This is a genomic window from Mesorhizobium sp. M0060 (genome assembly GCF_040323155.1).
Taxonomy (GTDB): Bacteria; Pseudomonadota; Alphaproteobacteria; order Rhizobiales; family Rhizobiaceae; genus Mesorhizobium.
Genome location: NZ_JAMYUP010000010.1, coordinates 172496 through 185614 on the forward strand (window position 1 = coordinate 172496; position 13119 = coordinate 185614).

12 protein-coding genes and 1 pseudogene are annotated in these 13119 nt (G+C 62.9%); 6 read left to right on the plus strand and 7 right to left on the minus strand.

Annotation, left to right across the window (positions count from 1 at the left end; all coding sequences use genetic code 11):
- Nucleotides 1–2: 2 nt before the first annotated feature.
- Both NKJ94_RS12990 and NKJ94_RS12995 read left to right on the plus strand, forming a co-directional pair.
- Nucleotides 3–1283: an ABC transporter permease gene (locus tag NKJ94_RS12990; protein ID WP_352525452.1), complete on the plus strand. Its 1281-nt coding sequence runs from the start codon at nt 3–5 to the stop codon at nt 1281–1283.
- A 2-nt stretch (nt 1284–1285) separates the two neighbouring features.
- Nucleotides 1286–2110: an ABC transporter permease gene (locus tag NKJ94_RS12995; RefSeq protein WP_352525453.1), complete on the plus strand. Its 825-nt coding sequence runs from the start codon at nt 1286–1288 to the stop codon at nt 2108–2110.
- Nucleotides 2111–2197: 87 nt separating this feature from the next.
- Here the strand turns inward: NKJ94_RS12995 and NKJ94_RS13000 are convergent, their stop codons facing one another.
- Both NKJ94_RS13000 and epmA read right to left on the minus strand, forming a co-directional pair.
- Nucleotides 2198–2872 carry a DUF8692 domain-containing protein gene (locus NKJ94_RS13000; RefSeq protein WP_352525455.1) on the minus strand — a complete coding sequence of 225 codons (675 nt, stop codon included), beginning with the start codon at nt 2870–2872 and terminating at the stop codon, nt 2198–2200.
- Nucleotides 2873–3203: 331 nt separating this feature from the next.
- Nucleotides 3204–4250: an EF-P lysine aminoacylase EpmA gene (gene epmA / locus NKJ94_RS13005; protein ID WP_352525457.1), complete on the minus strand. Its 1047-nt coding sequence runs from the start codon at nt 4248–4250 to the stop codon at nt 3204–3206.
- Nucleotides 4251–4364: 114 nt separating this feature from the next.
- Here epmA and efp point away from each other — a divergent pair, with 114 nt between their 5' ends.
- The 4 genes and pseudogenes from efp to NKJ94_RS13025 all read left to right on the plus strand — a co-directional run.
- The gene (efp, locus tag NKJ94_RS13010; RefSeq protein WP_352452293.1) at nt 4365–4931 is read left to right on the plus strand and encodes an elongation factor P; all 567 of its coding nucleotides are present in this window, start codon (nt 4365–4367) and stop codon (nt 4929–4931) included.
- Nucleotides 4932–5162: 231 nt separating this feature from the next.
- Nucleotides 5163–6203: a glycosyltransferase family 2 protein gene (locus tag NKJ94_RS13015; RefSeq protein WP_352525458.1), complete on the plus strand. Its 1041-nt coding sequence runs from the start codon at nt 5163–5165 to the stop codon at nt 6201–6203.
- A complete protein-coding gene (locus NKJ94_RS13020) occupies nt 6178–6870 on the plus strand; it encodes a class I SAM-dependent methyltransferase (RefSeq protein WP_352525460.1) in 693 nt (230 codons plus the stop codon). The genes NKJ94_RS13015 and NKJ94_RS13020 overlap by 26 nt, the downstream gene beginning before the upstream one ends.
- Nucleotides 6863–7201, plus strand: a pseudogene (locus NKJ94_RS13025) (GtrA family protein); the annotation flags it as partial. The gene NKJ94_RS13020 and the pseudogene NKJ94_RS13025, both read left to right, overlap by 8 nt.
- On the opposite strand, the gene NKJ94_RS13030 reads toward NKJ94_RS13025, so the two are convergent.
- The 5 genes from NKJ94_RS13030 to NKJ94_RS13050 form a co-directional block, all read right to left on the minus strand.
- Nucleotides 7144–7932 carry a hypothetical protein gene (locus NKJ94_RS13030; RefSeq protein WP_352525461.1) on the minus strand — a complete coding sequence of 263 codons (789 nt, stop codon included), beginning with the start codon at nt 7930–7932 and terminating at the stop codon, nt 7144–7146. The pseudogene NKJ94_RS13025 and the gene NKJ94_RS13030 overlap by 58 nt on opposite strands.
- The gene (locus tag NKJ94_RS13035) at nt 7919–9082 is read right to left on the minus strand and encodes a hypothetical protein (protein WP_352525463.1); all 1164 of its coding nucleotides are present in this window, start codon (nt 9080–9082) and stop codon (nt 7919–7921) included. The genes NKJ94_RS13030 and NKJ94_RS13035 overlap by 14 nt, the downstream gene beginning before the upstream one ends.
- Nucleotides 9083–9183: 101 nt before the next feature.
- A complete protein-coding gene (locus NKJ94_RS13040) occupies nt 9184–11178 on the minus strand; it encodes a glycoside hydrolase family 127 protein (RefSeq protein WP_352525464.1) in 1995 nt (664 codons plus the stop codon).
- Nucleotides 11179–11205: 27 nt separating this feature from the next.
- A complete protein-coding gene (locus NKJ94_RS13045; protein ID WP_352525465.1) occupies nt 11206–12063 on the minus strand; it encodes a carbohydrate ABC transporter permease in 858 nt (285 codons plus the stop codon).
- Entirely contained in the window at nt 12063–12989 is a 927-nt protein-coding gene (locus tag NKJ94_RS13050) for a carbohydrate ABC transporter permease (RefSeq protein ID WP_352525466.1), read from the minus strand. Before NKJ94_RS13050 ends, NKJ94_RS13045 begins: the two co-directional genes overlap by 1 nt.
- Between the last annotated feature and the right edge of the window lie 130 nt (nt 12990–13119).

Below are 13119 nucleotides of genomic sequence, written 5' to 3' on the forward strand. Positions count from 1 at the left end.
AAATGACGGCGCTTGAGCCCACGAAGCTGGACCGGCCGCACATCGCGCGCGACCGGCCGGCCGCCGATGCCAACGCGGCGAAATCCGTCACGGCAAAACTTCGGCGCGCCGAGTTCGGCGACCGATTGCGGTCGCTGGTGCTGGCGGCGCCTTTGCTGGTGCTACTGGCGCTGAGCTTCGGCATCCCGATCGTCCTGCTTCTGTCGCGCGCCGTCTATGATCCGACGATTTTCGACGCCTTGCCGCAGACCAGCCAAGCGCTGCGCGGCTGGAACGGCGCGGGACTGCCCGGCGACGCCGCCTTCCTGGCCCTTGCCGCCGACCTCCGCGACAATCAGGCCAAGGGCACCGCCTACGAACTTGCCAAGAGCCTCAACGCCCGCCTGCCCGGTGCGCGCAGTCAGGTGCTCAAGACGGTACGCCAACTTGAGGCTGCCGACAGGCCCCCGCTTGAGGTGATGAAAGCGGTGCCGTTCTGGTCGGCGCCGGGCACGTGGCCGGTCATCGAGAGCGGCACCCATAGCGTGACGTCGTTCTACTTGCTGAGCGCGCTTGATCTGCGCTGGAACGCCGATGGAGGCATTGAAAGAGTGCCGCCGGAACAGGCGATCTTCCTGCAGGTATTCATGCGCACATTCTTCGTCGCCGCGGCGGTGACGCTCGCCACGCTGATTCTGGGCTTTCCCCTCGCCTACCTCATCGCCTCGGTGCCCAAGGGCCTCGCCGCCATCCTCATCGTCGCGGTGCTGCTGCCATTCTGGACGTCGATCCTGGTGCGAACCGCGGCCTGGACCGTGCTCCTGCAGAAATTCGGCCTGGTCAACGACCTGCTGCTGTGGCTCGGCATTGCCGACGACCGGCTCGACCTGATGTACAGCCGCGTCGGCCTGATCATCGCCATGACCCACATCCAGCTGCCGTTCACGCTGCTGCCGATCTACAGCGTCATGCGCACGATCCAGCCGTCGCAGATGAGGGCCGCCTATTCGCTTGGCGCAAAACCCTTAACCGCATTCCGCCGCGTCTACCTTCCGCAGGTCTTTCCGGGCGTGATGGCGGGCTGTTTGCTCACCTTCATCCTCTGCCTTGGCTACTACATCACCCCGGCGCTGATCGGCGGCGCCAGCGACCAGTTGATCAGCAACTTCATCGCCAACTACGTCAATGTCGAACTGAACTGGGAGATGGCGGCAGCGCTGAGCTTCATCCTGCTCGTCTTTACCGTGGCGCTGTTCGGCATCTTCGCCCGTATCCTCGGCCTCGACCGCCTCAAGCTGGTATAGCCATGTTGTTGTCTCCCTATCCAACCCTTGGTGAGCGCGTCCGCATCGGGCTGCTGTGGCTGTGGTGCGGCATGGTGATCCTGTTCCTCCTCGTGCCGATCCTCATTCCCGTCCCCTTGTCGTTCAACAGCGGCGCCTTCTTCATCTTTCCGCTGGAGGGATTTTCGACGCGCTGGTACGCGGTCGTGCTCGGAACCCAACGCTGGCAATCGGCGATCGGCAACAGCCTGATCGTTGCGTTCGGGACGACGCTGATCGCAACGATACTCGGTACGTTGACGGCGATTGCGCTTTCGGACGAAAAGTTTCCCGGCCGCCGCATCGTCATGCCGCTGCTGCTGTCGCCGCTGATCGTGCCGGTGGTGATCACCGCCGTCGGCTCATATCTGTTCTATGCCCGCGTCGGCCTGGCCAGCACCTATGCCGGCATCATCCTGGCGCACACCGCGCTCGCCAGCCCGTTCGTCGTCATCACGGTGGGAGCGAGCCTCACCGGCTTCGACCGCAATCTGATGCGCGCTGCAGCCATCTCCGGAGCAAAGCCCATCACATCGTTCTTCAGGGTGATGCTGCCGCTGATCCTGCCCGGCGTGCTGTCAGGGGCCGCTTTCGCCTTTGTCACCTCGTTCGACGAGGTCGTCGTGGTGCAGTTCCTGGCCAGCGCCAATCAGCGCACCATGCCGCTCGAAATGTTCATCGGGCTGCGCGAGAAGCTCTCCCCGGCAATCACCGCCGCCGCCACGCTGATGATGGGGCTGTCGATCATCCTGCTCGTCGTCGCTAATCTTCTGGCCCGCCGTGGCAGGCAGCGACCGCGCATCGAGTGAAGGCATACGAGCCCTATCAGGCGGGCGCCGCGACGGCGGCACCGCTGGCGGCGTCGGCGCTAGTCGAAGATGCGGCGTGTGCGACAGTCAGCCTGTAGAGTTGGGATCGGCTGGATCCACCCACGGGCGGCCCAATCGTGTCACCATCGCCGCGTACCCAACGGCACCTGCCGCCCAAAGGAAGATGCCAAGCTCTTTGACAGCGTCTTCGGCGATGTCGACCGCCGAACCCGGGCTAGGAAACAGCTCTCCCAGCTGGTCGATCGCTGCTGACATCGCGAGTAAGAAGCCTGCGGCCACAAATACCATCGTGCCGTCGAATGTCTTCCGTCGCAGCCGAAAGAACCAGAACAACCCGGCGACGGCGTAGGCAATCATCGTAACAATCTCTGGTATCGCAACAACCGGCAGCACGTCCTCATGGATCAACAACAGGTCATCGAGGCCCATGACCAGGGTAAGGCCGCCGAGAAACGTGCAATCCCATCGGTGCGTGAGCAGGCCAGCAAACAGGGTCGCCGCGCCGGTGCCGATCCATAGTGAAGCACCGAGGGACGAAATCCACCCCGTATAGAAGCCGACATCGGCGGCTGCAGATGGATCTCGATAGAAGATTGTAGCGTCCAGACCAAGAATTTGCGCGACGAACAGCGCGGCCAAGAGCATCACAACGTTAATCGCTGCGGCCGCAAGTATGACCAAGCGCCAGGACATTGTCCATTCGCCGCCATGCTTTGTGTTCAGCGCGTTCTTGTCTGGCATTGTGCCGAAGGCCATTCTGAGTACGATGGCGGCTAGCTCCGCTGCGCCGAGAACTCCGCCAGCACTATGCCGGCCCACCAAGAGCGCGGCAACACACGGAAGGGTTGCAGCGCTTCGCCCATGACGAGGTCGTCATGGTGCAGTTCCTCGCCAGTGCCAACGGCCTGCGCGAAAAGCTCTCCCGGCAGTCACCGCCGCCGCCACGCTGATGATGGGTCTGTCGATTATCCTGCTCGTCGTCGCTAATCTTCTGGCCGACGCAGCCAGCGGCGGCCTGGCCTGACCATCTAATTGGTTGCAAATCTGATGCGTCGGTCAGCCCAACCTGTCGTCAGGAGCCGGCCACCGGCGTCCAGATCACGTCGTCGATCCTGAGCGCGCCGGTGGCGAGCATCACCAGCCGATCGAAACCGAGCGCCGCGCCGCTTGCTTGCGGGATTATGGCGAGCGCGGCGAGGAAATCCTCGTCGATCGGGTAGCGTTCGCCATAGACGCGCTGCTTTTCGTCCATTTCGGCGGCAAAGCGCCGGCGTTGCTCGGCTGGGTCGGTCAACTCGCCAAAGGCGTTGGCGAGTTCGACGCCGCAGCAATAGAGCTCGAAGCGCTCGGCGGTGCGCGGATCGTCGGCGCTCGGCCGGGCCAATGCCGCCTCCGAGATCGGATATCCGAAAAGGATGGTGGCGCGTCCCTGCCCCAGCGCCGGTTCGATTTTCTCGACCATCACCCGGCTGAACAGGTCGGCCCAATTGTCGTCCGGCGCGGTCCGCAACCCGGCCTGGACCAGGGCGGCGTGCAACCCCGCGCGGTCGGTGCTGCCATCGGCTGCCACCGTCGCCAGCAGATCGATGCCGGCATGGCGCATGAAGGCTTCGGCGACGCTCAACCGTTCCGGCTCGGCGAACGGGTCGGCCTCGCGGCCGCGGAAGCCGAAGCGCTTTGCGCCCGCCCGTTCGGCCGCCAGCGCGACGAGCTCGGCGCAATCGTGCATCAGGCTCTCATAGATCTCGCCGACGCGGTACCATTCGAGCATGGTGAACTCCGGATGGTGCAAGGGGCCGCGCTCGCGGTTGCGCCACACAGCACCGAGGCTGAAGATGCGCTCCTCGCCGGCGGCAAGCAGTTTCTTGCAGGCGAATTCCGGCGAAGTGTGGAGGTAGAGCGGCTGGCGCGCGCCGTCCGGCCCGATCGCCTCGGTGGCAAAGGCCGACAGATGCGCTTCATTGCCGGGCGAGATCTGGAGGGCCGATGTTTCCACCTCGACGAAGTCGCGGCGGGCGAACCAGTCGCGCATGCTGGCGGCAATGGCATTGCGCAGGATCAGCCGCGGCCGGCGGTCGGCGTGGACATGCGGTGTCCACCAGGGCGAGGCGGCGGTCATCGACTTCAGGGGAATTGCACAGAGGGCTGGCGATTGCTGCCAAGATGCGCTAGGCCGCACGCAACGGCCTCTCCAGCCGATTTGCGCCAACAAATTTTAGCAGGATGGAAACCCGTGAAGGTCATCGCCAGCTCCTTACGTAAAGGCAACGTCGTCGAAAAGGACGGCAAGCTCTATGTGATCCTCTTTGCCGAAAACATTCATCCTGGCAAGGGTACGCCGGTCACCCAGCTCGACATGCGGCGTATCTCTGACGGGGTAAAGGTTTCCGAGCGTTACCGCACCACCGAGCAGGTCGAGCGCGCCTATGTCGAGGAGCGCGAGCACACGTTCCTCTATCGCGACGGCGAAGGCTTTCACTTCATGAACCCGGAGAGCTACGACCAGGTCGCGGTGCCGGAAAGCGTGGTCGGCGACATGGCCCCCTATCTGGTCGAAGGCATGCCGGTGCAGATCTCGCAGTACAACAACATCGCCATCTCGCTGGTACTGCCGCAGCGCGCCACTTTCGAGGTGGTCGAGACCGAGCCGGTGACCAAGGGCCAGACGGCGTCCTCATCGTATAAGCCGGCAACGCTGTCCAACGGCGTGCGCACCCTGGTACCGCCACACATCAGCGCCGGCACCCGCGTGGTGGTGATGACTGCGGATGGCGCCTATGTCGAGCGCGCGAAGGACTAGAGCGCGGCGGTCTTCAGACCGGTCAATGGCTTGTGCTAGCGCACGCCAAAGCGAAGCTCGCCGGCGGTCTCCTGACAGTTCGCGCTTCGATGCGGAAGCCCATCACCTCGTTGAGAACCGGTATTCTATCCAGAACTGGCTAAATTAGCAGTTTCTTGCATACCTTTGGAACTTTGTAGCTTTCGTTCCATTTTCAACCGCATGCGAGAGTCTGTGGTCCATGGCCCTGGAATGACGGTGAACAGGTCACCGCCTCGCTACTCGCTGGTCCTGCCCATCTACAATGAAGAACAGGTGCTGCCTCGGCTGATCGAGCGGATCAGTTCGCTTATCGGTCGGCTGGACGGCGAAACGGAGGCCATCTTCGTCGATGACGGAAGCCTCGATGGAAGCGTCGAATACCTCCAAAAGGTGGTTGCCGCCGAGCCGCGCTTTCGGCTGATCGAATTTTCCCGCAATTTCGGTCACCAGGTGGCGATTACCGCCGGTATGGACGCCGCTGCGGGCGATGCCGTCATCGTCATGGATGCCGACCTGCAGGACCCGCCGGAAGTCGTTCTCGATCTGATAGCTAAGTGGAAGGAAGGCTTCGAGATCGTCTATGCCCGCCGAGTCAAGCGCGAGGGCGAATCCTGGTTCAAGCGCTTTACGGCAAGTCTTTTCTATCGCCTGCTGGAGAAAATGACTTCGGTCGATATTCCGCGCGACGTCGGCGACTTCCGCCTGGTCGGCCGCAAGGCACTGGAAACCTTCAAGCGTATGCCCGAACATGACCGCTTCGTCAGGGGCATGTTCGGCTGGATGGGCTTCAAGCAGACGGCAGTGCCATTTGAGCGCCACGCGCGAACCCTGGGCCAGACCAAATACCCATTCTGGAAGATGATGCACCTTGCGGTTCACGGCATCGTCAGTTTCTCCGAGAAGCCGTTGCGCCTGGCGCTCTGGGGCGGACTGGCCATTTCCGCGCTTGCGGTGGTCTTTGGTGCCTACGCCATGTTTGCCTGGTTTTTTGAAGCCGGCATCATTGCCGGGTGGACATCCACGGTGGTGATCGTGTCGCTCCTGTGCGGCATTAATCTTTTCATGACCGGCGTGGTCGGGCTCTATGTTGGCAGCATCCACGCCGAGGTGAAACGCCGCCCGCTGTACGTGATCGATCGGCTCACCGGCTTCGACGAGGCGATGCGTGCCGTCTCTGGTGAGCGCCGCCGATCGTTTCACAAGCCCAGGAGTGGAGTCCCCGCCAATGGGCGAACTCTTCGACAGCTATAATTCCAACTATGGCGAGGCGGTCGAAGGGTCCATCCGGTTTTCCGGACTCAGGCACGACTTCTTCCTTGTCGCCAAGGCGGACCTGCTGCGGCGTCTGGTGGTCGAGCGAAAGCTTCGGCAGGGTGGGTCGGCTGTAACGGCGCTGGATGTCGGCTGCGGCGTCGGTTCGCTCCACCCCTACCTCGACGGCGCTTTCGACAGCCTCGATGGTTGCGACGTCTCGCAAGACTCGATTTTGCGCGCCAGCCAACACAATCCGCGTGTGGCCTACAGGACCTGCAGCACGCAGGGGCTGCCTTATGAGGACGGCACGTTCGATCTGGCTTTCGCCAGTTGTGTCGTCCATCATGTCTCGCGCGCTGTCTGGCTCGATTTCTTCCTGGAAATGCGGCGCGTCGTGCGGCCAGGCGGCGTCGCCTGCATCATCGAGCACAATCCCTATAATCCACTGACGCGTCTTGCGGTGTTTCGGTGTCCGTTCGACCACGACGCGGTCCTCCTCAACGCCGCCACCGCAGCGTCCCTCTTTCGGGCGACCGGCTTCACGGACATCCGATCCGAGCATTTCCTGCTGCTGCCGTCGGCAAGGCCCTTGGCCAGAAGAGTCGAGCGCGTATTCGCGCCTTTGCCGCTTGGAGCGCAGTATGCGTGCAGTGCGCATGTCTGAGCGCCGTTCGACCGGCGACGCCGGGCTGAGACTGCTGGCGCGCTTCGGGTCCGTCGGCATCGCCGCAACGATCCTTTATGCAGTGCTGGCCACCGCTTTGGCAAAATGGCAACGGTTCGGCCTCTCGCCGGTCGGTGCCTCGCTCGCGGCTTACACCGCAGCCGCCCTGTTTTCTTATCTTGCGCATAAGTTGGTAACCTTCGCATCGAGCGGATCGCATCGATCGGAAGCTCCGCGTTTTTTCTTGCTGACGGCGACAGGCTTCGCTGTGGCCTACGCCGCGCCGGCGCTTTTGACGGCCAAACTCGGCCTGCCGCCGATCATTGCCATTCTGGTTACATGCTTGCTTGTTCCAGCGGTCAATCTTCTCATGCTCGACCGGTGGGTTTTTGCGCAGCGAAGACCTGGCCAGCAACGTGATCGCCCGCCCTGACCCGGCTCAATGGGATCGAGCCGGAACGATAACAATTTGATGGAGCGCTTATAGATGTTGCTGGCGGCCGGACTTGGCGGAATGCCGTCGAGGTAGTCGAAGGCGATGTCGAATGTCTTGGCCTCGGCGAGGACCGCCGGTGGAATGACGAACGTGACCGTGCGTGGCTCTTTGCCAGACAGCGTCACCGCATGCACCCGAACGCCGTTCACCGAGATCACAACCCTTTGCGTGATCTGTGGTGGACGAATGACGGCGGCCATTTGCAGCGTGGCCGTCAGGCTGTCGCGGAGCGGCGGTATCTCCAGGCGAAGCCGCGAGGTCTCGCCCAGCGAATGGGTGCCGTCGGCTACCGGCCCCGACCAGCCACAGACCATCATGCCGGTTGCCTTTTTGGCTCCGTCGGACCGGAACGACACCGTCTCGCCATGTGTGTAGCTGCCGACCGCATCGCGATTGAGGCAGGTCGTCGTCCGATCAATGTAATAGGCGCGATAATCGGCATTGACGTTTGGATTGAGAGCAAGCGCAAGGATGATGATTTCCGCCCCGGCCAGAACCGCCGCCAGCGTGTAGCCGCCAAGCGAGGCCGCGCGCCGATGCGGGCCCGGAGTGCTAGACCAGGGCAAGATAGCCCCCGATCCACGCCACGGTCATGAAATAACAGGCGCTGAGGAAGAGGCCCAGAGCCGCAAGATAAGTCAGCTTCGACGCCGACAGCAGCATGGCCAACACCATTGTCAGAGGCGCAAGCCCAACGACGTATCTGACCATCGAGGCCAGGTTCGTGATCAGCGGCAGGATGATGCAGCAGGCGCAGAACAGCGCGGCGCCATATTGCCTGCGAACCGCCAGAACCGCCGATAGCGCCAGTCCTATGAGTGCGGCGAGCGCGCTCCATTGCGGCGCCGTGGGCAGCCATCCGTCCGTCGGAACGGCCGAGAGCCCATCCCATATAAAGCCGAGCGGATTGCCGGCCACCCGTCCAAACGCGCGCTGGACGTGCAGGAAGGCAAAGCCGTCCCCGACCGTCAGGTAGAGGAACAGGACGTAGGCGAATAGACCGGCAGGCGAGATGAAGATCGCGACGAGCAGATCCGGTCGGCCAAGCAGCCAATGGGGGAACGACAGCGTCGATCCGCCCTTTGCCCGGTAATCCCTGAACATCTGAATGACGGTCGCAAATACAACGAGCACTCCGACGAGCCTGGTTGCCGACAGGAGAGCCGATGACAGTGCCGCAGCCAGATAGCTGGAGCGTTTGAGCGCCAGAAAAACGCACGACGTCAGGAGCACGAAAAGAGGTTCGGTCAGGAAAGTCGTAAAATGAAAGGAGAACGGGCCGCTGAGCAGAAAGGCGCAATACAGCACATAAGCGCGCATGTTCTTCTCGAGCAGCGGCCAGGCCACCAGACAGGCGGCGTAGCTGCACGCAATCGACGTGATCGATGCGACCAGTATCGTCGGGAAAGGGAAAACAGACCGGATCGCCGCCACCAGCATCGGATAGAGCGGGAAGAAGCCCCAGCGTCCGACATTGCTCTGGTTTGGGACGGGAAAGCGCTCATAACCGTGTTCGGAAATACCGACATACCACGCGCAATCCCACCGGCAGAGCGCCTGGGCATAGGACGCGAAGCCTGGTTCCGCCGAGACCGAAGTGAATGCGGCATAGCGGATGGCCAGTCCACTGACGACGAACAGCAGCGGCACCGCCGCGACGGCTACCGCAATAAAGCGGCCGCCGGCGTTCGGACGCGCGACAGCTTCGAGCGCCAAAATCTGCCTCCACCCGTTCAAGTGGCTGGCGCCACTCAACGCTAGATGACGCGCGCCCCGGCGAATTCAAGGCATGCAACGCGGCTCAAATGGCGATACCGCTATCCGGCGCTTCTGAGCCAGACCAGCATCTCGCCGGCGTCGCGGTTGTCCCAGGCGAAATACGGCACGGCGGTGACTTTCGCTTCCTCCACCGCCGGCGGTTCGGTGCGGTAGAGTCCCTCTTCCCAGTTTTCGAATGCCTCCTTTTTGGCAATAGCCGAAAGTGTTACGACGCCGCCCAAAAGGTTCGGCTGCTCATGCGCCTCGATGTCAGCTGTTCGCGGCAAAGCGATGCGGTGCAGTTGGCTGGAATTGTCGGTCTCCTCGACGCAATAGATCAGCGGACCGCGCGCCAGCGCCACGCGGCCTATATCCTGCCGCACCTGCGGGTTGGCGTAGAGGCGGTCGATGGCCATTTCGAGATCGAGCTCGACACGGTCGCCCTTGCGCCATTCGCGGCGGATCGCGGCATAGCCGTCGCTGGTGATATCAGCCAGATCGACATCTGCGCCATTCACCCTGAGCGTTGCCTTGCGGCACCAGGCCGGCAGGCGCAGATGCAAGGTGAACTCGGTCGGCGCTTCCGGTTCGACGCTGATCGAGGCCGCGCCGTCCCATGGATAGTTGCTGGTCTGGGTCAGCTCTATTTGCGTCCCTGCGATTTCGAAACGAGCCGTGCTGTTTCCATAGAGATGGACGGCCAGTGCATCGTCCGACAGGCCGTAGAAATAGCTGCCGATCGAGGCGACCATGCGCCCGACATTGGGCGGGCAGCACGGGCAGCGATGCCATTTCCAGCGATGGTGGGCGCCGCGGCTCTCGAGCGGATTTTCGTAGAAGAACAGCGAGCCGTCGAGCGACAGGCCCGAGATCGAGCCGTTATAGAGCGCCCGCTCCATCATGTCGGCGTAGCGCGCGTTGGGGCCCATGCCGAGCATACGGCTTGCCCAGAACACCAGGCCGACCGAAGCGCAGGTTTCGGCATAGGCGGTGTCGTTGGGCAGGTCGAAGTCGGCGGTAAAACCCTCATTGTGCGAGGACGGCCCGAGGCCGCCGGTGACGTAGAGGTTCTTGGTCATGAGATCGTCCCACAGGCGGTCGAGCGCCACCCGCAGCGTGTCGTCGCCATATTCGGTGGCGATGTCGGCCATCCCGGAATAGAGGTACATCGCCCTCACCGCATGGCCGACGACCTTGTCCTGCTCGCGCACCGGTCTGTGCGACTGGTTGTATTCGTAGGTTTTGAAATGATAGGCCTTGGGGTCGGCGCCGCGGGCGCGCGCCTCCTCGTCGAAATAATGCGGCTCAAGGCCGCGCTGGTCGATGAAGTATTTGGCAAGCTCCATATATTTGCGCTCGCCGGTCACCCGCGCCAGCTTGACCAGCGCCAGCTCGATCTCCTCGTGCCCGCAATAGCCTTTCTTCTTGCCCGGCTCGGGACCGAACGTCTCGGCGATTTGGTCGACATAGCGGCACATGATGTCGAGCAGCTTGCGTTTTCCCGTGGCCTGGTAGTAGGCGACCGCGCCTTCGATCAGATGGCCGGCGCAATAGAGCTCGTGGCAATCGCGCAGATTGGTCCAGCGCAAGCCCGGCTGGATGCGCTGGTACCAGCTCGACAGATAGCCGTCGGGCTGCTGCAGCTTGCCGTACATGTCGATGACGGCGTCGATCTTCTTCTCCAGCTCGTCGTTGCGGCGGCGGTAGAGCGAGTAGGCGGCGGTCTCGATGGTCTTGCCCCAATCGCTGTCCCAGAACATCTGCGTCGTTACCGTCGAGCCGGTGAACTCGTTGCCGGCGGTGGCTGCCTCGTCCGGCGAGGGTGAGTGGAACGGAATGACGACGCCGGGCGATGGCCGGTCCGGATCGATCTGCTCCAGCATGCGCGCCTCGACGCAGCGGTCATAGAGGATGCCGGCGGTCCTTGAGGCGACGGCATCGACACGGTCGCCCCAGAAGCCGCGCACGTCGACCTGCGGCACCGGCAGCGGCCGGAAGGCGAGTTTTGGCTTGCGCAGCTCGGCAGCCGGCTTGGCGGATTGCGATGCGGTCATCAATTTACTCCGGTTCGGTTCGATTGGTCACTTCACGGCCCCTGCCATGAGGCCGCGGATGTAGAAGCGCTGCAGCAACAGGAAGAGCACCAGGCACGGCACCATCATCACGGTGACGCCGGCCTGCACCGCGCCCCAGTCGATGGCGCCGAAGCGGCCGGACTGCAGCGCCGTCATCATGATCGGCAGCGTGAATTTGGACTGGTCGGTCATCAGCACCAGGGCTGCCAAAAACTCGTTCCAGGCGCCGAGGAAGGCGAACAGCGCGATGGTGACGATGCCCGGCCAGACCAGCGGCAGCATGACCCTCAGCAGCATGGTGACATTGTTGGCGCCGTCCATGCGGGCGGCTTCCTCGATCTCACGCGGCACCGCGTCGAAGGCGTTGCGCATCATGAAGATCGAGAACGGCAGCTGCAGCGTGACGTAGACGCAGACCAGTCCGGTCAGCGTGTTGTGCAAGCCGATCTTGGTCAACACCAGGAAGATCGGCGTCAGGATCGACTGGAACGGGATCATGATCGTCGACAGGATGACGACGAAGAGGAGGTTCTTCAGCGGAAAGCGGAAGCGCGAGAAACCATAGCCGGCCAGCACGCTGACGATCACCGACAGCACCACCGTCATGACAGAGACATAGATGCTGTTCTGCGCCGGTAGCCAGAGGCCGTCGCCAAAGGTGTTGAGCGTGGCGTAGTTCTCGAGCGAGAACCCGGTCGTCGGCCAGGGCGGCAGCGGCGGCTGACGCGCCTCCTGCGCCGGCTTGAAGGCCGAAAGAACGGTCCAGACGATCGGCGCGATGAACAGTATGGATGCGATGATGCCGGTCGAGTGCTCGGCAATCTGCATGCCGATGCGGCGTTTGCGGGTGCGAGCCTGCGCCATCAGTCGACACCCTCCGGATTGCGCAGTAGCCGCAGCTGGATGAGGCTGAGCGCCACCAGGATGACCAGCAGGATCATCGAAAGTGCTGCGCCATAGCCGAGCTTGAACGACACGAAGGACTGGTTGAAGATCCAGTAGACGGCGGTCAGCGTCTGGTTGCGCGGCCCGCCGCGCAGGATGATGTAGAACTGGTCGAAGGCGAGGATCGAGCCGGCGACCGAGAGGATCAGCGCCAGTGCTAGCGTGCGGCGCATCAGCGGCAGGGTGATGGCGCGGAACCGCGCCAGCGGCCCTGCCCCGTCGATCATCGCCGCCTCCTGCAGATCCGGCGGGATCGATTGCAGGCCGGTCATCAGGATGATCATGGTGAAGCCCGCCACCTTCCACACCACCATGGCGATGATCGACCAGAAGGCCGGCTGGAAGGTCGCCAGCAGATTGAATTTCTTTTCGGTCAGGCCAAGCTCGAAGGCGGCCGGGCTGAACAGGCCGGAATCGACATTGAGCAGCCACGACCAGAGCAGGCTGGCCGAGGCGAAGCCGATGACCGCCGGCATGAAGAAGGAGGTGCGGTATAAGCCGGTCAGCGGCCGCGGCCTTTCGATGAACAGCGCCAGCGGAAAGGCGACGGCGAAGATCGCGATCGTCACCACCACCGTGTAATAACCGGTGAAACGCAGCGCGTTCCAGAAACGGGTGTCGCGCAGGATCGCCCAGTAATTATCGAGGCCGACAAAGCTGTGCGCGCCCATCAGCGGCCAGTTGTGCAGCGACATCCAGGCGGTCATGCAAAGCGGCACGATGAAGAAGACCACGACCAGGGCAACGGCCGGCGCGACATAGAGCAGGCCGATCAACTGCCGGCGGCCGGCGCCGACCAGTTTGTAGGCGCGAGGCGGGGCGGAGATTGCTGTGATGGTGGTCATGGCTGTTCGCTCGATGGGTGAAGGGCAATCACATCGGGAGAATACCCCCAAACCCCCCATGACCAACGAAATTCGAATGGCAAAAAGGGGCCAACAGACCACAACCCCAGGGGAGAGGAGGGCGCCAGCG

What these genes read in the sequence shown, in the direction of transcription:
- NKJ94_RS13040 (WP_352525464.1), bottom strand. Translation starts at nt 11,178, where the DNA reads ATGACCGCATCGCAATCCGCCAAGCCGGCTGCCGAGCTGCGCAAGCCA.
- NKJ94_RS12990 (WP_352525452.1), top strand. Translation starts at nt 3, where the DNA reads ATGACGGCGCTTGAGCCCACGAAGCTGGACCGGCCGCACATCGCGCGC.
- NKJ94_RS13020 (WP_352525460.1), top strand. Translation starts at nt 6,178, where the DNA reads ATGGGCGAACTCTTCGACAGCTATAATTCCAACTATGGCGAGGCGGTC.
- NKJ94_RS13015 (WP_352525458.1), top strand. Translation starts at nt 5,163, where the DNA reads ATGACGGTGAACAGGTCACCGCCTCGCTACTCGCTGGTCCTGCCCATC.
- NKJ94_RS13050 (WP_352525466.1), bottom strand. Translation starts at nt 12,989, where the DNA reads ATGACCACCATCACAGCAATCTCCGCCCCGCCTCGCGCCTACAAACTG.
- epmA (WP_352525457.1), bottom strand. Translation starts at nt 4,250, where the DNA reads ATGACCGCCGCCTCGCCCTGGTGGACACCGCATGTCCACGCCGACCGC.
- NKJ94_RS12995 (WP_352525453.1), top strand. Translation starts at nt 1,286, where the DNA reads ATGTTGTTGTCTCCCTATCCAACCCTTGGTGAGCGCGTCCGCATCGGG.
- NKJ94_RS13000 (WP_352525455.1), bottom strand. Translation starts at nt 2,872, where the DNA reads ATGCCAGACAAGAACGCGCTGAACACAAAGCATGGCGGCGAATGGACA.
- NKJ94_RS13045 (WP_352525465.1), bottom strand. Translation starts at nt 12,063, where the DNA reads ATGGCGCAGGCTCGCACCCGCAAACGCCGCATCGGCATGCAGATTGCC.